Origin of the sequence: Spirillospora sp. NPDC048911 (assembly GCF_043198015.1) — a bacterium.
In the GTDB taxonomy this organism is placed as follows: domain Bacteria; phylum Actinomycetota; class Actinomycetes; order Streptosporangiales; family Streptosporangiaceae; genus Spirillospora.
Genome location: NZ_JBICUD010000005.1, coordinates 576,751 through 594,394, shown reverse-complemented (window position 1 = coordinate 594,394; position 17,644 = coordinate 576,751). Strand labels below are relative to the sequence as shown.

The following is a 17,644-nucleotide window of genomic DNA, read 5'->3' as shown; positions in this document are numbered from 1 at the left end:
TTTCCTAGGCGTCGCGCAGGGCCTGGATGTCGATCTTCTTCATCTCGAACATGGCCTTCATGACCCGTTCGGAACGGGCCGGGTCCTTGTCGGCGAGCAGGTCGGTGAGCGTTCTGGGGATGATCTGCCAGGAGAGGCCGAACCTGTCCTTCAGCCAGCCGCACGGGCCTTCCTGGCCGCCGTCCGCCGTGAGCTTCTCCCAGAGTTCGTCGACCTCCTCCTGCGAGGTGCAGTCGACATAGAGCGAGACCGATTCGTTGAATTTGAACTCCGGCCCGCCGTTCAGCGCGATGAACTCCTGGCCGGCGAGCACGAACTTCATCACCATCACGGAGCCCGCGGGGCCGGGGCCCGCCGGGCCGTAGCGCTGGACGTCGACGACGCGCGAGTCCTTGAAGACCGACGTGTAGAGGTTGACCGCCTCTTCGGCCTGGTCGTCGAACCACAGGTAGGTCGTGATCTTCTGCATGGCGTTCTCCCTCGCTGTCGTTGTGCCCGTGTAGACCACGCCCGCGGCCGGAACTCATCGCCGCCATAGACTCGGATCACATGACCTCTCTTGCCATCGGCCAGCGTTCCCTCTTCGACACGTCCGTCCGGTATCCGCTGTCCCCGCCCCTCACGAGCGGGTGCCCGGAGACGAGCACCGAGGAGATCGCCTACCCGGTCGAGGTCGACTATGACTACGACCGGGTGCCGCGCGAGCTGTTCGAGCAGCGCCCGGGCGATCTCGATCAGTGGGCGCCGATCCTGCCGCCGCTGGCGGCGCCGGGTCTGGGCGAGGGCGGGACGCCGCTGATCCAGCTTGAGGACGGCGTCTTCGTCAAGGACGAGTCGCGCAATCCGACCTGGAGCCACAAGGATCGGATCAACCGGTGCACGGTCAGCGCTGCCGCGGCGATCGGTGCGCCTGGCGTGGTCGTGGCTTCGTCTGGGAATCACGGCGCGTCGGCTGCCGCGTTCGCCGCGCGGGCAGGTTTGCCGTGCGTCGTGCTGGCGACGGCGGACACGCCCCCGGCGGTCGGCTCGTTCGTGAGTGCCTACGGCGCTCATGTGCTGCCGGTGGCCAAGGAGGAGCGCCGGCCGCTGATGCGCCGCATCGTGGACGAGCTGGGGTTCCACCCGCTCAGCAACCTGACCGAGACGCATACCGGGCACGCGTACGGCCCCGAGGGTTACAAGACCATCGCGTACGAGATCTTCAGCGAGATCGGCATCCCGTCGGCGGTCTTCGTCCCGACGGGGTACGGCGAGTTGTTGTTCGGTGTCTGGAAGGGTTTCACCGAGCTCCGCCTTCTCGGCCTGACGGAGCTCGTTCCCCGGATGATCTCGTGTGAGCCCGCCGCCGGCGCGCCGCTCGCCCGCGCCGTCGCCCAGGGGCTCCCCGCCGTGCACCTGAAGGCGGGCCCGACCGACGCGTACGCCATCGACTGCGACTTCAACGGCTACCGCGGCGTGCTCGCCGTCAAGGACAGCGACGGCGCCGCGTTGAGCCTCACCGACGACGAGATGCGCGCCGCGCAGCGCGAACTGTCCCGGACCGGCCTCTGGTACGAGCTCTCCTCCGCCAGCAGCCTGGCCGGGTTCCGGCAGGTCGGAGGACGTGACGGCACGGGCCCGGTGGTGTGCGTCGCCACGTCCAGCGGGTTCAAGGACACCGGCGTCGGCGCCCGCCCGCTCGAGCGCATCGACCCCGCCTGGGATTCCGTCCTCCGCCGTCTGAAGTCCGCCGGGCTTCCCGGCGCCTGAGCCGGCCACAAGGGCCGCCTCGTCCAACGAGGCGGCCCCTCTGATCTAGGTCACTCGAAGAAACCGATGATGCGGCTGATACGGCCGTCCGCGAATTCCGCGTAATCGTAGCCCGTCGCCACCGGCGAGCCGGCTCCCGCCGGGCCGAGCCGCCAGCTGAAGAGCGCCTTGTCGTGATGGACGTTGATCAAGGTGCCCAGGGTGAAGACCATGGCGCCGAACTGCCCCTGGGCCTTCTCGATCGCGGCGGCCAGCTCGCCGTGCCCCCGGAGACCGGCGTAGTCGGGGTCGCTGTAGATCGAGTCCTCGGTCAGCGCCGACGCCATCAGGTCGGCCCGGCGTGCCGCGTCGCGTTCGTTCCAGACGGCCAGGTACCGGTGGACGAGCTCAAGGGTGTTCATGGCGTTGCTCCTTCAAGGGAATTGGTGATCTCGCTGGATACCGGCTTGGGTGAGGCCGGTGCCGGGTCGCGCTTGAGGATGAGGGCCAGGACTCCGCCGGCGGCGGTCGCGGCAGCGGCCGCCCATCCGGCGGTCCGCAGGCCGTCGAGGATGTCGGCGGTAGGTACGGCTGTCGCGCCCGTGTCGATGGTCGCGGTGGCGATCGCGACGTACGCGGCCAGGCCCATGGCCCCGCCGATCTCCTTCGCGCTGGTGGCGGCCCCGGACGCGACGCCCTGCTCGTGGGGGGCGATGCCCGTTCCGGCCGACGCGAAGAGCGCGACGAACGCGATGCCGCCGAAGACGCCCCAGATGACACTGCCGGGGATCAGCGCCCAGAACGAGCCGTTGACCGACATGCCGGCCACGAGGGTCGCGATCCCGGCCGCGGCGCCGAACATCCCGGTGACGAGAGTGGTCCTGACGCCCCACCGTCCGAGCATCACGGGGACGATCTTCACGGCGGTGACCATGCAGGTCAGGGTGAGCGGCAGGAACGCCAGTCCGGCCTCCAGCGAGCTGTGGCCGAGGACGGGCTGAAGGTACGACGTGAGCACGTAGTACCCGGCGCCGAGCGTGCCCTGGAAGACGGCGATCACGCCCATCGTCGTGGCCAGCGAGCGGGTGCGCAGGAGCCGGAGCGGCATGAGCGGGTCACGCGTCCGGGACTCGACGGCGAGCAGGAGCGCCATCAGCACCGCCCCCGCCGCCAGCGAGCCCGCCGCGCGCGCCGAACCCCACCCGGCCTCCGGCCCGCTCGCCAGCCCGAAGACCAGCGACACCGATCCGGCGGTGGCGAGGACCGCGCCCGGCAGGTCGAAGTCTGCCCACCCGCCGGAACGAGGCGGGTCCGCCGGGAGCAACCGGAGGGCGGCCGCGGCGGCGCCAAGGGCGAGCGGCACGTTCACGAAGAAGACCGACTCCCAGCCCAGATAGTTGGTGAGCACCCCGCCCAGCAACGACCCGGCGGCCAATCCGGCGCTCCCGGCCATGCCCCAGGCACCCAGCGCGCGGTTGCGCTCGGGCCCCTCCGCGAACCCGCCAAAGATCAACGCGAGCGTCGCGGGCGTGAGCAGCGCGCCGCCGGCTCCCTGGACGGCCCGCGCCCCCACCAGCAGTCCGGTGTCCGTCGCGAGCCCGCCGGCCAGCGACGCGATCCCGTACAGCAGCAGGCCCAGCATGAACATGCGCCGGGCGCCGATCCGGTCGACGGCCCGCCCGCCGAACAGCAGCAGCCCGCCGAGCCCGACGGCGTAGGCGCTGACGACCCATTGAACGGACTGGGCCGTGAAACCGAGCGCCGACCCGATGTCGGGCAGCGCCACGTACACGATGTTGTAGTCGAGGGCGACGATGAGCTGGGTGAATGCGAGCAGGGCCAACTTCGGCCCGGCCTGTGCGGGCCTGGGGGAACCTCTTCCCACGGTCCATCTCCTATACGGCGTTGGTTTACTACACGGCGTTCAGATTCGCCACGCTGCACAGTAGCGCAACGCTGTAGACTGTCAAGCGTGAGTGAGACGACGAGCCGACGGGCCCGGCTGCGCGCGGAGACCAGCGCCGAGATCAAGGCGATCGCGCTGAAGCTGATGGCCACGGGTGGCCCGGACGCCATCTCGCTGCGCGCGATCGCCCGCGAGATGGGGATGACGGCGGGCGCGATCTACAGCTACTACGCCACCCGCGACGACCTGATCACCACGCTGATCGACGACGTGTACGGCGAGCTGGTCGACGCCGTGGAGACCGCGCGCGACGCCGTGCCGGAGAGCGACCCGGGCGGCCGGGTGCTCGCCTGGGCCGAGACCGTTCGCGCGTGGGCGCTCGCCAACCCCGAGGGCTTCCGGCTGATCTACGGTGACCCGGTGCCCGGCTACCAGCCGCCCGAGGGCGGCCCGGCGAGAGACGCCGCCCACCGCGCCTGCGCCGGCCTCACCGGCCTGGTCGCCGCCGCCTGGCCGCGGGCCGAGTCCCGGCAGGCCGGCGCCTACGACTGGTCCGACTTCGAGGACGGCCTCGCCGCGGCCACGCGGGAGCAGTTCCCCGGTCTCCCGCCCGCCGCCGTGGCGCTCGCCCTGCGCGTCTGGGGACGCATGCACGGCCTGATCGCCCTGGAGATCTACGGCCACCTGCGCCCGCTCATCCACAAGACCGCGTCGCTCTACCGCGAGGACATGCTCGACCTGACGAAGTCACTCGGCCTGACCCCGCCGAAGTGACCGCGATCCCGTTCGTCCGCGCCAGGTAATCCCCTGAACGAGGCGTCCCGCCGCTGAGCCGAGCGGCGCAGGCAGCCGCCATGCCGCCGGGATGAGCCGTACACTCCTTGATCACGTTCGCTCAGAGCTGAATCGAGACGTGGCAAGATCGCGAGAGTGCGCCCCCCGGATGGGCACGCGGAGGCCCCGTTACGATCGCAGGACATTCGTGACGGAGGACCCATGAACGACAACGACCAGCTGGCGGAGCGCTTCGAGGCCCACCGTTCCCATCTGAAGTCGGTGGCCTACCGGATGCTCGGCTCGCTGGCCGAGGCCGAGGACGCCGTGCAGGAGGCGTGGTTCCGCCTCAGCCGCTCCGACACCTCCGAGATCGACAATCTCGGCGGCTGGCTGACGACGGTCGTCTCGCGGATGTGCCTCGACATGTTGCGGTCCCGGTCGTCCCGCCGTGAGGACCCGCTCGACGTGTACGTGCCGGACCCCATTGTCAGCCGCGCCGACGGCGCCACTCCTGTCGATCCTGAGCAGGAAGTGCTCATGGCAGACTCGGTCGGCCTGGCGCTGATGGTCGTGCTGGAGACGCTGGCCCCGGCCGAGCGGCTGGCGTTCGTGTTGCACGACATGTTCGCGGTGCCGTTCGAGGAGATCGCGCCGATCGTGGAACGTTCCCCGGCCGCGACCCGGCAGCTGGCCAGCCGGGCCCGCCGCCGCGTCCAGAGCGCCCCCGCCCCCGACACCGACCCGGCCCGCCAGCGCGAGGTCGTCGACGCCTTCATCGCGGCCGCCCGCGGCGGCGACTTCGAGGCGCTCGTCGCCGTGCTCGACCCGGACGTCGTGCTGCGCGCCGACATCGGCGCCGCCGGCAAGCCGGTCTTCGGCGCGGCCGCCGTGGCCGGTCAGGCGCTCATGTTCCAGAGCATGGCGAAGTACACCGAGCCCGCGATGATCAACGGCATGCTCGGCCTCGTCAGGGTCATGGACGGCCGGGTGGTCGCCGTCCAGGCGTTCACGATCACGAACGGCCGGATCACCGAGATCCACATCCTCGCCGACGACGCCCGCCTGGCCGCGCTGGACATCCACCTCCCCGCCCCCTGACCGCCCCCGCCCGGAGGCCTCCGGCCTCCGGGCACCCGCCCTGCCTCCGGGCGCCCGCCTCTGGTTCGGGCGCCCGGCGGTGGTTCGGGCACTCGCCTTTGGCTCGGGGCCGCGCTCCTGGCTTGGGTGCGGGCCCCCGGCTCCGACTGCTTGGCCTGCGCGTGGGGTCTGCGGCGCGCGGAGGTTATTCGGGGCGGTCGCCGCCTACCGGGGGTGGGAGGGCCACCTGGATCTGGGTGGTGACACCGGCGGCCACGAAGAGGCCCCGGCCGGTCGGGCCGCCCAGCGTGGCGTTGCGGGGGAGGCGGAGGCCGAAGAGGTCGCCGTCCTCCGGGCTGTCGACCGACAGGAGGAGTCCCGATCGTGAGCGGCGGGTGTCGGAGAGGAAGCCTCGGTAGCCGCGTCCCAGGTCTTCGGTCGTGCCACCGATGACGACCGCGTGCTCGCCGTCGCGCGCGGTGCGCAGGACGTTGCGGAGGGCGTCGTCCAGCTCGGACTCGTCCAGAAGTTCGGCGTCGTCGACCACCACGACGTAGCGGTGCTCGTCGCCGATCGCCTCGGTCAGGTCCTCTTCCTCGGAGTCGGCCGACAGCAGGCCGAGGACGCCCGGACGGCCCGTCAGCAGGCGCAGGGGCGAGCGGCGCGGCGTGATGAGGACGACCGGCACCAGGCCGCCCGCCACCGCGGGGTCGAGGAGCGACTCGACGATGGTGCGGAGCGTTGTGGAGCGGCCCGAACGCGGCGGACCGGCGACCACGAACCCGGGCCCCTCGTTCAGCAGGTCGGTCCCGACCGGCGCGAGGGTGTCGCCGCCGACGCCCACCAGCGCCCACAGCGCCGAGGGGGCCATGTACTCCTGGTCGAGCGCCATCGCCTCCCGGTACGTGACGCGGACCGGCAGCTCGTCGACGTGCAGGGGCCGCTGCCTGCGCGGCAGCCGCCCGTAGCGCGTGACGCACATGCGCGCGATCTCCTGCAGCGCGGCGACCTGCGCGGTGCCCGACGGGTCGTCGCCGAGCAGCCCGATCTGCGACTCGCGCGGCGGCACGCCGGGCCCGGCCATCTCCAGCGCGCGGCCGGGCGGCATCTCGGCGGGCACCTGCTTCTCCTGCAGTCCCGCGTAGCCGTAGTCGTTCGGGTCGGCCATGCGCAGGACGAGGCGGCGGTCGAACACCGTCGAGACCTGGCCGCTCAGCCCGGACCGGTCGCCGGTGAAGACCGCGCGCAGCCCGACCGCCGCGCCCTCGCGCAGCAGCCGCAGCGCCGCGTCCACCAGGCGGCCGTAGTCGTAGTGCTCGAACGCGCCGACGAACCCCTCCCAGCGGTCGAGCATCAGCACCATCCACGGGAGCCGGTCCGGCGCGGCGACGGCGGCGCGCTGCTCGGCGAGCGAGGCGAAGCCCGCCTCGGCGAGGAGCTGCTGGCGCCGCGCGACCTCGGCCGCGAGCGCGGTGATGAGGCGTTCGACCCGGTCGAGCTGGTCGCGGCCGACGACCGCGCCGCAGTGGGGCAGCGACACCAGCGGCAGCAGCGCGTTCGCGCCGCAGTCGATCGCGTAGAGGTGCGCGTCGTACGGCGAGCATGCGCCGGCGAGCGAGCCCGCGATCGTGCGCAGCGCGGTCGAGCGCCCGGACTGCGACGCACCGGCCAGGTAAAGGTGGCCGCCGCTGGCGAGGTCCAGGGTCAGGGGCTCGCGCGACTGGACGGCGGGCAGGTCGGTGATGCCGAACGCGATCGGCGGGACGTCCACGACCGAGCCGCCCGCGGCGGTGCGCGGTGCCAGCCGGACCTTGTCGGGGAGCGGGGTCAGCCAGGGCGACGGTTGCCGCTCGATGCCCTCGCGGCGGGCCGCCTCGGCGATCGCCTGGACGAGGACGGCCAGGTCGGTGACCATTCCGGTGTCCGCGTCGTCCAGGGACTCGCGGGGCGCGGGCAGCGGCCGGCCGAGGCCCTGCCACGGCACGGTCAGCACGGTGGCGGGTGCGGCGGAGGCCGCGGGTCCGGAGCCGGGACGGCGGCCGCCGATCCGCGCGGACTGCACCGCGTGCGGCGACGACGCGCCGGAACGGATGTAGCAGCGGCCGGGCGTGGCCTTGGAGATCTGCGCCGCCTCGGGGGAGTCGAGCACGTCGGTCGACTCGTCCGGGTCGGTGACGCGCAGCGCGATCCGCAGGTTGGTGTTGGCGCGGATGTCGGCGGTGACGACGCCCGCCGGCCGCTGGGTGGCGAGGATGAGGTGCACGCCGAGCGAGCGGCCCCGGCGGCCGATGTCGACCAGGCCGGTGACGAAGTCGGGCAGCTCGGTGACCATCGCCGCGAACTCGTCGATCACGAGGACGAGGCGCGGCATGGGCGCGAGATCGCTGCGGACGAACGAGTGGCCTTCCTCGGGGTGGGCCTTCATGCCGCGCAGGTCGTTGTAGTCCTCGATGTCCTTGGCGCCCACGTTCAGCAGGATCTCTTCGCGGCGCCGCAGCTCGGACGACAACGATTCGAGGGCGCGCTCGGTCGCGTGGCCGTCCAGGTCGGTGACCATGCCGACGGTGTGCGGGAGCTTGGCGCAGTCCTTGAACGCGGCGCCGCCCTTGTAGTCGATGAGCACGAACGTCATCTCGTCCGGCCGGTTGGTGAGGGCGAGCGAGGCGATCAGCGTCTGGAGCAGTTCGGACTTGCCGGCGCCGGTCGTGCCCGCGATCAGGCCGTGCGGCCCGTCCGTGCGCAGGTCGACCTCGTAGACGCCGTCGGTGCCGATACCGATCGGGACGCGGGTCGAACGCCCGCCGGTGACGCTCCACGCCCGTGCCACGTGATCGGCGGTCGGGTCAGGGAGGTCGAGCAGGTCCAGCAGCCGGGCCTCGGCCGGAACGGCCTCCTCGGAGTCCTCCCGCGACACGTCCCGGACGGGCGCGAGCGCACGCGCGACCCGGTCGGTCCACGCGGCGGGCACCTGGTCGGCGAGGACGGGGCCGATCACGTCGAGGCCCTGGCCGCGCAGCCGCAACGTCTCGGGGCTCTCCGGGTCCCAGGCGGCGACGGCCGTGCACTCCTCCGGCAGCAGCCGCTCCTCGTCGTCGATGCAGATGGCGTTCAGGCCGTATTCGGCGCCGCGTTGCAGCAGCATCGGCATGCCCGGCACGCGCCGCAGTTGCCGCGCGCCGTCGAGCACGATGAGGATGTTGTACGGGATCAGGTCGGCCGGCTTGTCCTGACCGAAGAGACCCGACGCCGAAGCCGCCTGCGCCGTGCGCCGCCGCTCGGTGACGCGGATCGCCAGCTCGGTGACGCGGTGCAGGACCGACTCGGGATCGGTGCCCACCAGCGCCGTGCATTCCTCGCCCTCGCGCGGCGCCGCGTGCGGCAGCCAGCGGACCCAGTTCCACTCCGCCTCGGCCTCCGGGTCGGCGCACAGCACGACGATCGCCAGGTCACGCGGGCTGTGCAGCGCGGCGGCCTGGGCCACCAGCCAGCGCGCGAGCGCCCGCGACGCCGGGCGCGACGCGCGGGCGGCGGTGCCGGTGATGCCGATGACGCCCAGCTCGGGCAGCGGCAGCGTGACCGGGACGAGCCGCGCGGTCGGCACCTTGAGGTCCGCCGCCTCGGGGCCCGCCGCCTCCAGCCCCGCGAGCTCGATCCGCGCGGGCAGGTCGGCGAGGCCGAACCGCAGGTGCAGCACGTCCGGGTCGGTGGAGCGCCGCTCCCACAGCCGCCGCCGCGGCCCGGTCGCCGTCAGCAGCACCTCGGCGGGATCGGGATGGACGGCCCGCCGCTCCTCCTGGTCCTCGCGGCACAGCCGGTCGAGCTCGCCGCCGAACTCGGCGGTCTTCCGCTGGTACTCCTTCAGCGCCTTCTTGTACGACTTGCGGCCGTGGACGCGGTCGCCGATCCACTCGCCGACCGTCATCACCGGCCAGGCCAGCGCGAACAGCGCCCACCACCACTGGCCCAGGCCGAACGCCATGACGAGGCCGAACGCCGAGAACAGCAGCGCGCCGAAGAGCCGCAGCCGTTCCTTCGGGTTGCGCTCGGGCCGCTTGGGCACCTCCAGCCGCCGTGTCCGGTGCGCGGGGTTCAGGCGCGGGGGGCGGTTGAACGCGAGGCCGCCCTCGGGCAGCGGCTCCAGATGGGTGTCGGGGGCGGAGCTCTGCGCGAGCGTGAGGATGCTGCCGCCGATCGCCAGCATGCCGCCGAGCGGCCACGTGGCCTTCGCGGCGAGCGGGGCCCCGTCCAGGAGCACGCCCCGGGCGAGCGTCTGGGCGGACGGCTCGACGTGGACGGCGTGCGGCTCGACGGTGATCCGCAGCGACCGGGCCGGGACGAGCGGATCGTCGAGGGCCACGTCCACGTCCTCGTCCGGCGCGCCCGAACCGAGCGTGGAGACGCCCAGGCCGAGCCGGTGCACCGAGCCCGCCGCCGGGCCGCTCACCACCCGTACCTCGATCAGGCCGGTCGGCTCGGCGAGCACGGTCGCGGCGGCCGCCCGCTGCTCCACGGCGACGACCGCGCCGTCCCGCAGCTCCCTGACGGCGGGGGCCTGCGGGTCGAGCATCCGCCCGTTCATCCACAACGTCCGCCGCTCGGCCTTGCGGGTGTCGACCCCGCCACCGACCTTGCCGCCGGTCCCGCCGCCGGTCCCGCCGCCGGTCCCGCCGCCGGTCCCGCCGCCGGTCCGGGCCTCGGCACGGGTGTCCGTCAGGCCGCCCTGCGCCCGTGTCGCCTCTTTCGAGAAGCGGGGCGTGTGCGCGACCGGGACGTCCTTCGCCGGTGCCGTGGTGTCCGTGGTGTCCAGGGTGGCGAAGAGCGACTGGGCGACGCTGTCCACGGTCACGTCCGTGTCGACATTGATCACGACATCCCGGGGTCCCTGGCCGGTCAGCGCCGTGAACGAGATCCGCATTCAAGCCCCTCCAGAGTGCGCCGCCCCGTGCCCTGTCGCCGGGTCGGGGGCGGCGCTGCCGCTCGGGCCAGCTTAATTACTGGCGCCCGCCGGGAGGCTCGGGACGACACGACCCCGGCCTTAAGCCGTGGCGATGATGGTCTTAAGAGCCTCGTCCAGGGAGGTCGGCGCGACCTTGAAGGTGTCCTGGAACGCCGAGGAGTCGAGGATGTACGGCGCGTCGAACTGGTACCGGGTCTCCCGCAGCTCGCGCATCATCGGGTTGACGAGCCCGATCGCGTTGAAGAGGGGCCGGGGCATCGTGCCGATGCGCGGCGCCGGGACGCCCGCCAGCTCGCAGAGCCGCTCGCCGAACTCCCGGGCGGCGAACGCGGGTGCCGTGGGGACGTGCCAAGGGCGGCCGAGGGCGCGCTCGTCCGTCCCGGCGATGGCCAGCGCCCGCGCGACGTCCGGCAGGTACGTCCAGCTGTGCGGCTGGGCCGGGTCGCTGAGGAACGTGACGCGCTTGCCCGCGAGCAGCGGCCGGACGAACCGGACGGAGCCGATGTAGGAGTTCTCGCTGCTCCCGGGGCCGTAGAAGTCGGAGGCGCGCACCTCGGTGACGCGGGCCCGCCCGGCCTGGTGCGACGCGAGCATGTCGTCCCACATCTTCGCCCTGATCTGGCCCTTGTGACCGGGGGCCGCCAGCGGCAGGTCCTCGGTCATCGGGCCGTCGACCGGGCCGTACGGGTACAGGTTGCCCAGCGTCACCAGGGCCGCGCCGGTCCGCTCGGCGGTGGCCAGCAGCGAGGCGGAGGCGGGCGGCCAGACCTCCGCCCACTGGTGGTACTGCGGGTTCATGCAGTTGTAGAGCGTGTCCGCGTCCCGCGTGACCTCGATCAGCCGGTCGCGGTCGGCGGCGCTCGCCGCGACCTTGCGGACGCCGTCCGGGCCGGAGCCCGACCGGGTGACGACGGTGACGTCGTGGCCCTGCGCCGTCAGGAGCTCGGCGAGCTGCCCGCCGACCTGTCCGGCACCGACGATGACGTGCTTGCCCATGAGAACCAACTCCGTTGATCGTGTCGAGCCGAGTCTGCCGCTCCGCTTCGAGAGTAATGCTCTCCCAAGAGAGCGGTATTCGTCAAGAGCGGTGCTCTCGTTTTATTTCGGTGCTCTGGTAGCCTCGCTTCCATGAGTGCGAGCCGTACGGCCCGGGAACGCGTCCGGGCAGAGTTGATCAACGAGATCACCGAGATCGCCCGCAGGCAGCTCGCCACCGTGGGCGCGACCGGCCTGTCACTGCGCGCGGTGGCCCGCGAGATGGGCATGGTCTCCTCGGCGATCTACCGGTACTTCCCCAGCCGGGACGACCTGCTGACGGCGCTGATCACCGACGGCTACAACGCCGTCGGCGAGGTCGTCGAACGGGCCGACGCGGAGAGCCCCCAGGACGACTACGCGGCACGGTGGCTGGCCGTCTGCCGCGCCATCCGCGAGTGGGCGGTCGCGCACCCGCACGAGTACGCACTGATCTACGGCTCTCCGGTGCCGGGCTATGCGGCGCCCCAGGACACCGTGCCCGCCGCGCTCCGCGACACGGTCGTCTTCGCGCGGATCGTCACCGAGGCGCACGAGGCCGGCGAGCTCGACCCGCCCGCCGGCCTGCCGCCGGTGCCCGCCTCGATCGGGCCGGACCTCGGACGCGGGCGGGCCGCCGTCGAGCTGAACGTCCCGGACGACGTCGTGGCGCGCGCGCTGATGGCCTGGGCGGCGCTCTACGGGACGGTCAGCTTCGAGCTCTTCGGGCAGTTCGGGCCCGTCATCGAGAACCGGATCGGCTACTTCGACCACACGGCGATGACGCTTGGACGCCTCATCGGCTTCAAGCTCTGACCTTTCGGTATTAAGAAACTGGCCTTGCCGCTAGCTGTCAGTGATTCCTGTGACCGGATGTAAGAACGGAAGTGATTGACGAAGTGCCTGGTCACGCTGCGGTTTCGAGTCACGTTGCGGCTTCACCTCACCGAATCCATTGACGTGGCGTCGCGCCCCCCGCGAGCATGGATCGCCCCGGTGATGTGGGATCTCGCGAGACGCGAGAGTCCACGGGGGACGGGAAGGAGCACGTGGCGAGGGCGATGAAGGGCAATCAATCGGCCGTCGCGGGTGGAGTCTCCGCAGGTACCGCGAGCAATGCGGCCCCGGGCCGGCCGAGTCTCGGCCAGTCCGGGCTGGGTGCTTCCGGCGGGCAGCGGCTTCCGGTCGCGCCGCGGGAGCGCAAACCGGCGCTCGCGGCGCTCGCCGTCCTCCTGATCCTCGGCGGCGCGCTCGCCAGCGCCTACCTCGTGATGGCCAGCGGCCAGCGGGTGTCGGCGATCCGCATCGTCCAGCCGGTCGCGGCGGGCCAGCCGATCCCGCTGACCGCCCTCCAGGAGGTGCAGGTCGGCGACACCGGCGTCGACTACTACATCCGGTGGTCCGAGCGCGCCAAGGTGGCGCGCACGTACGCGGCCGTTCCGCTGGTCAGGGGCGCGCTGCTCACCAACGGCATGGTCAGCAAGACCCCGGCGGCCGAGCGCGGCCGGGTCGTGGTGGGCCTGGCGCTCAAGCCCGGCCAGCTTCCGACGGCGAAGGGCCTGGTCAGCGGCGCGCGGGTGAGCCTGTACGCGGTGGGCACCGGTGCGGGATCGAGCGGCCCTCGTCCCGGCACCGTGCTCTCGACGAACGCGATCGTCGTGACCATCGGCGCCGCCGGCAAGGGCGACCGGCTGCGCGGCGACCAGACCTCGGTGGACGTCGCCGTGCCGCCCAACGAGGTGGCGGCGATCGCGCAGGCGGCCTCGGCCGGGGCGGTGGCCATCGCCCTGCTCCCCCCGGGCACCGAGCCGGCGCCCCAGCAGCCCGCCAACCCCGGCCCCGAAAAGCAGCAGACCCCGAACAACGGCAACGGCAACGGCACCCAGAATCCAGGGCCCGGCAACGGCACCGGGAACGGCGCGGGCAACGGGAACGGCTCCGGGACGGGCAACAACAACAGCACTGGACCGGGCGGGAACTGACCGTGGCACTCATCGCGCTCGCGGCCGACAAGGGGGCGCCGGGCGTCACGACCGCCGCCGTCGCCCTCGGCGCCGTCTGGCCGCGTCCGGTGCTCGTCGCCGAATGCGACCAGGCCGGGGGAGACCTCGTCTACCGGCTGCCCGCAGCCGCCGCCGGCGACGCCCAGCCGGGCGGCATGCTCAACCCGTCGCGCGGGCTCCTCAGCCTGGCCGCGACCGCCCGGCGCGGGCTGCGCTCCGACCAGATCGCCGAGCACTGCCAGCGGCTCGTCGGGGGTCTCGACGTGCTCGTCGGCATCACCGGCGCCGAGCAGGCCCAGGGCATGACCTGGCTGTGGGGGCCGCTGGGCCGCGCGTTCGCCGGGCTCGACCCGGTCGACGTCCTCGCCGACTGCGGGCGGCTCGGCGCGGGCACCCCGGTCCTCGACCTCATGCGCGAGGCCGATCTGGTGCTGCTGTTCACGCGGGCGACGCTGGAGCAGGTCGCCCACCTGCGCGAGCGCGTCGCGGCGCTGTCGGCCGAGCTGCGCGGCGGCCCGCCGATCGGCGTCATCGTGCTCGCCGACCCGCGCGACTTCCGCGCGCAGGTCGCCGAGGTCGACCGCGTCATCACCAGCGCGCAGGGCCGGCACGCCGCCGACACCCTGGCAGGCCCCGCCGGGCCGCCGCCCCCGGCGGTCACCGTGCTCGGCGGGCTGGCGCTCGACCCCAAGGGCGCGGAGCTGCTGGCGGGAAGCTGGGGCGGCCGGCTCGACCGCTCGCTGCTCATCCGTTCCGCCCGCGAGGTCGCCGGAGAGCTCGTCGGCCGCCTCGCCGCGCTCCACGCCGGGACGGTCGGCAGGCACGCCGCCCACAACGGCGCGCCGCAGCTTCCCCCGGCCGCGCAGGTCCCGATCGGGCAGGCCGGACAGATCGGCCAGGCTGGCCATGCCGGCCAGGTCGGGCACGTCGAGGAGGGGAGTCGGTAGGTGGATCACGGCCTCGTCAAGCGGCTGCGCCAGGAGGTCGGTGACCGGCTGGCCCAGCAGCGCCGGCTCGACGCCGCCAGCGGGCTCGCGCCGATGTCCGGCGAGGACGAGCGGCAGTTCGCCCGGGCGCTCATCGGCCAGGTGCTGGAGGAGTTCGCGCGCGGCGAGCTGACCGCCGGCCGCCGTCCGCCGAACGCCGAAGAGGAGGAGGCGCTCGCCGCCGGCGTGCACGCCGCGCTCTTCGGGGTCGGCCGCCTCCAGCCGCTGCTCGAAGATCCCGAGATCGAGAACATCGACATCAACGGCTGCGACCGCGTCTTCATCGGCTACGCCGACGGCCGCGAGGTCATGGGCGAGCCGGTGGCCGAGACCGACGAGGAGCTCGTCGAGCTCATCCAGATACTGGCCGCCTACAGCGGGCTGTCGTCCCGCCCGTTCGACACCGCCAACCCGCAGCTCGACCTGCGGCTTCCCGACGGCTCCCGGTTGTCGGCGGTGATGGACGTGGCCGTCCGGCCCGCCCTGTCGATCCGCCGTGCCCGCCTCGGCAAGGTGTTCCTGAGCGATCTGGTCGGCAACGGCACGTTCAGCTCCGAGCTGGGCGCGTTCTTCAAGGCCGCCGTGCTCGCCCGCAAGAACATCATGATCGCCGGGGCCACCAACGCCGGCAAGACCACGCTGCTGCGCGCCGTCGCCAACGAGATCCCGCCGCACGAACGCCTCATCACCGTGGAACGTGCTCTGGAGCTCGGCCTGGACGCCTTCCCCGAGCTGCACCCCAACTGCGTCGCGTTCGAGCAGCGGCTGCCCAACTCCGAGGGCCAGGGCTCGATCTCGATGGCCGAGCTGGTCCGCCGTTCGCTGCGCATGAACCCCTCCCGCGTCATCGTCGGCGAGGTGCTCGGCGACGAGATCGTCACGATGCTGAACGCGATGACGCAGGGCAACGACGGCTCCCTCTCCACCATCCACGCCAACTCCTCGATGGAGGTGTTCAACCGCATCGCCACGTACGCGATCCAGTCGGTCGAGCGCCTGCCCGTCGAGGCCACCCACATGCTCATCGCGGGCGCCATCGACTTCGTGGTCTTCATCGAGAAGCGCAACGACTATGCCAGCGGCGGCCGCCTGCGCCGGTACGTGGCGAGCGTCCGCGAGGTCACCGGCGTCGACAACCGGGTGCTCTCGTCCGAGATCTTCGCGCTCGGCCCGGAGGGCTACGCGCTGCCCGCCGCGCCGATCGCGTGCGCCGACGAGCTGGCCGAGTTCGGTTACGACACCTCGCTCGGAGGTGTCTGGTGAGCTTCGGGGGAGGCTGATGTACGCGCCGGACGTGCTTCTCGCCGTCGTCGCCGGAGCTCTGGTCGGCGGCGGGATACTGCTGCTCGTCGTGGCCATCCGCGGGTTGCCGCGCCGTCCGGGGCCGGTCCGCGGCCGCAGCCGCGAAGATCTGGTCAAGACGCTGACGACCCGTACCGCCGTCGCGATCATCGTGGGCCTGCTGGTCCTCGTCTTCACCCGCTGGCCGATCGCCGCGATCGGCACCGGCGTCCTCGTCCTCGCCTGGAACGGCCTGGCGGGCGGCGCCGCCGAGGAGCGCAAGGCCATGGTCCGCCTCGAAGGGCTCGCGGCCTGGACCGAGTCGCTCCGCGACACCATCGCGGGCGCCGTCGGCCTGGAGCAGGCCATCCCGGCCTCGCTCCGCGCCGCCGCGCCCGCCCTCCAGCAGCCGCTCCGCACGCTCGTCGACCGGCTGCACACCCGCGTGCCGATGCCCGAGGCGCTGCGGCGGTTCGCCGACGATCTCGACGACCCGTCCGCCGACCTGGTCATCGCGGCGCTCATCCTCAACGCCAAGCTGCGCGGCCCCGGCCTGCGCGACATGCTGGGCGCGCTGTCGACGTCGGCCCGCGCCGAGCTCGACATGCGCCGCCGCGTCGAGGCCGACCGGCGGTCCACCCGGCGCAGCGTCCGCATCGTCGTCGGCGTCTCGGTCGGCACCGCGCTGCTGCTGGCGATCTTCAACCACTCGTACGTGGAGCCGTACGACGACTTCCTCGGGCAGCTCGTCCTCTGCCTGGTCATCGCGCTCTACGCCGCCGGGTTCCTGTGGCTGCGCAGGCTCTCCAAGCACGAGCTGCCCGGCCGGTTCCTCACCAGCGAGACGCGCCCCGGCGTGCCCGGCGAGATGCCGCGCACCGTCGCCGGCTGGCAGGGCGACCGCGCGGCCGCCGACAAGGAGCAGTCGACACTGCGCGGACGCCACACCATGGACGCGGGCGGAGGCGGTGCCTCGTGAACGGAGCGATGCTCGCCGGCGCGCTCGCCGGCCTCGGGCTCTACCTGCTCGTCCGCGCCCTCTTCCCGCCCCGGCCCGGCCTGGCGGCACGCCTCGCCGCCTACGACGCCGCCCGCCGCCGCGACCAGGAGGACGCGCGGGCCCGCCGCATGTCGCCCACCCTCGAACGGGTCGGCGGCATCCGCGCGAAGGTCGGCCGCGAACTGGTGCGCCTCTGCGAGGCACGCGGCTGGCAACTCCGCTCGATCCGCGCCGACCTCGCCATCACCGACAAGTCGCTCGAAGGCTTCCTCGCGACGAAGTTCATGCTGCCCGCCGCGGCGTTGCTGTTCATCCCGGTCGTCGTCGCCTACTTCGCGCTGCTCGGCCTGGGGGCGTCGATCCAGATACCGGTCTGGCTCTGCGCGATCTTCGCCATCCTCTTCTTCTTCCTCCCCGACATGCAGCTCCGCCAGGAGGCCACCGCCCGGCGGCAAGACTTCCGGCACGTCGTGGGCGCGTTCCTCGACCTGGTCTCGATGAACCTCGCCGGTGGCCGCGGCGTCCCCGAGGCCCTCATGACCGCCTCGGCGGTCGGCGAGGGCTGGGCGATGCTCCGCATCCGCGACGCGCTGGCCAACGCGCGCATCACCGGCCAGACCCCCTGGCAGGCCCTCGGCGGCCTCGGCGACGAGCTCGACATCGCCGAGCTGCGCGACCTCGCCGGCGCGCTGGCGCTCGTCGCCGACGACGGCGCCCAGGTCCGCAAGTCCCTCGCGGCCCGCGCCGCCTCGATGCGCAGCCGGGAGCTGTCGGAGCTGGAGGGCAAGGCCGGCGAACGCTCCCAGTCGATGCTCGTCGCGCAGCTCTTCCTCTGTGCCGGTTTCCTCGTCTTCCTGGTCTACCCGGCCGTCATGCGGGTGATGGTCTCATGATCACCGCACCCCTCGTCCCGCG

Annotated in this window: 14 protein-coding genes; 9 read left to right on the top strand and 5 right to left on the bottom strand. The window is 72.8% G+C overall.

Going from position 1 to position 17,644, the window contains the following annotated elements:
- Positions 1–4: 4 nt before the first annotated feature.
- Positions 5–469 carry a VOC family protein gene (locus ACGFNU_RS25540; protein WP_392597408.1) on the bottom strand — a complete coding sequence of 155 codons (465 nt, stop codon included), beginning with the start codon at positions 467–469 and terminating at the stop codon, positions 5–7.
- Positions 470–549: 80 nt separating this feature from the next.
- Between ACGFNU_RS25540 and ACGFNU_RS25535 the strand changes: the two genes are divergently transcribed.
- Positions 550–1,749, top strand: coding sequence for a pyridoxal-phosphate dependent enzyme (locus tag ACGFNU_RS25535; RefSeq protein ID WP_392597406.1), 1,200 nt, complete (start codon positions 550–552; stop codon positions 1,747–1,749).
- A gap of 50 nt (positions 1,750–1,799) precedes the next feature.
- Here ACGFNU_RS25535 and ACGFNU_RS25530 read toward each other — a convergent pair whose 3' ends face one another.
- Complete coding sequence (locus ACGFNU_RS25530) at positions 1,800–2,150, bottom strand: nuclear transport factor 2 family protein (RefSeq protein WP_392597404.1); 351 nt, start codon at positions 2,148–2,150, stop codon at positions 1,800–1,802.
- A complete protein-coding gene (locus ACGFNU_RS25525; protein ID WP_392597402.1) occupies positions 2,147–3,613 on the bottom strand; it encodes an MFS transporter in 1,467 nt (488 codons plus the stop codon). Before ACGFNU_RS25525 ends, ACGFNU_RS25530 begins: the two co-directional genes overlap by 4 nt.
- 87 nt (positions 3,614–3,700) lie before the next feature.
- On the opposite strand from ACGFNU_RS25525, the gene ACGFNU_RS25520 reads away from it, so the two are divergent.
- The gene (locus ACGFNU_RS25520; protein ID WP_392597401.1) at positions 3,701–4,408 is read left to right on the top strand and encodes a TetR/AcrR family transcriptional regulator; all 708 of its coding nucleotides are present in this window, start codon (positions 3,701–3,703) and stop codon (positions 4,406–4,408) included.
- Positions 4,409–4,630: 222 nt separating this feature from the next.
- Entirely contained in the window at positions 4,631–5,509 is an 879-nt protein-coding gene (sigJ, locus tag ACGFNU_RS25515; RefSeq protein ID WP_392597399.1) for an RNA polymerase sigma factor SigJ, read from the top strand.
- 184 nt (positions 5,510–5,693) lie between these two features.
- Here the strand turns inward: sigJ and ACGFNU_RS25510 are convergent, their stop codons facing one another.
- Complete coding sequence (locus ACGFNU_RS25510) at positions 5,694–10,403, bottom strand: FtsK/SpoIIIE domain-containing protein (protein WP_392597398.1); 4,710 nt, start codon at positions 10,401–10,403, stop codon at positions 5,694–5,696.
- A gap of 120 nt (positions 10,404–10,523) precedes the next feature.
- The gene (locus ACGFNU_RS25505; protein ID WP_392597396.1) at positions 10,524–11,441 is read right to left on the bottom strand and encodes an NAD-dependent epimerase/dehydratase family protein; all 918 of its coding nucleotides are present in this window, start codon (positions 11,439–11,441) and stop codon (positions 10,524–10,526) included.
- A 132-nt stretch (positions 11,442–11,573) separates the two neighbouring features.
- Here ACGFNU_RS25505 and ACGFNU_RS25500 point away from each other — a divergent pair, with 132 nt between their 5' ends.
- From ACGFNU_RS25500 to ACGFNU_RS25475, 6 genes are all read left to right on the top strand, one after another.
- On the top strand, positions 11,574–12,275 hold the full coding sequence (locus tag ACGFNU_RS25500) for a TetR/AcrR family transcriptional regulator (protein ID WP_392597394.1): 702 nt from the start codon (positions 11,574–11,576) through the stop codon (positions 12,273–12,275).
- Positions 12,276–12,508: 233 nt separating this feature from the next.
- On the top strand, positions 12,509–13,441 hold the full coding sequence (locus tag ACGFNU_RS25495; protein ID WP_392597392.1) for a hypothetical protein: 933 nt from the start codon (positions 12,509–12,511) through the stop codon (positions 13,439–13,441).
- 2 nt (positions 13,442–13,443) lie between these two features.
- Positions 13,444–14,409: a hypothetical protein gene (locus tag ACGFNU_RS25490; protein ID WP_392597390.1), complete on the top strand. Its 966-nt coding sequence runs from the start codon at positions 13,444–13,446 to the stop codon at positions 14,407–14,409.
- Positions 14,410–15,711 (top strand): CpaF family protein, encoded by a 1,302-nt coding sequence (locus tag ACGFNU_RS25485; RefSeq protein ID WP_392597389.1) that lies wholly within the window; start codon positions 14,410–14,412, stop codon positions 15,709–15,711. It abuts the gene before it with no gap.
- Positions 15,712–15,727: 16 nt separating this feature from the next.
- Positions 15,728–16,708, top strand: coding sequence for a type II secretion system F family protein (locus ACGFNU_RS25480; protein WP_392597387.1), 981 nt, complete (start codon positions 15,728–15,730; stop codon positions 16,706–16,708).
- The gene (locus ACGFNU_RS25475) at positions 16,705–17,622 is read left to right on the top strand and encodes a type II secretion system F family protein (protein ID WP_392597385.1); all 918 of its coding nucleotides are present in this window, start codon (positions 16,705–16,707) and stop codon (positions 17,620–17,622) included. Before ACGFNU_RS25480 ends, ACGFNU_RS25475 begins: the two co-directional genes overlap by 4 nt.
- Positions 17,623–17,644 lie beyond the last annotated feature (22 nt).

Coding starts and splice junctions, on each gene's coding strand:
- ACGFNU_RS25540 (WP_392597408.1), bottom strand. CDS start 469: ATGCAGAAGATCACGACCTACCTGTGGTTCGACGACCAGGCCGAAGAG.
- ACGFNU_RS25535 (WP_392597406.1), top strand. CDS start 550: ATGACCTCTCTTGCCATCGGCCAGCGTTCCCTCTTCGACACGTCCGTC.
- ACGFNU_RS25530 (WP_392597404.1), bottom strand. CDS start 2,150: ATGAACACCCTTGAGCTCGTCCACCGGTACCTGGCCGTCTGGAACGAA.
- sigJ (WP_392597399.1), top strand. CDS start 4,631: ATGAACGACAACGACCAGCTGGCGGAGCGCTTCGAGGCCCACCGTTCC.
- ACGFNU_RS25510 (WP_392597398.1), bottom strand. CDS start 10,403: ATGCGGATCTCGTTCACGGCGCTGACCGGCCAGGGACCCCGGGATGTC.
- ACGFNU_RS25505 (WP_392597396.1), bottom strand. CDS start 11,441: ATGGGCAAGCACGTCATCGTCGGTGCCGGACAGGTCGGCGGGCAGCTC.
- ACGFNU_RS25500 (WP_392597394.1), top strand. CDS start 11,574: ATGAGTGCGAGCCGTACGGCCCGGGAACGCGTCCGGGCAGAGTTGATC.
- ACGFNU_RS25480 (WP_392597387.1), top strand. CDS start 15,728: ATGTACGCGCCGGACGTGCTTCTCGCCGTCGTCGCCGGAGCTCTGGTC.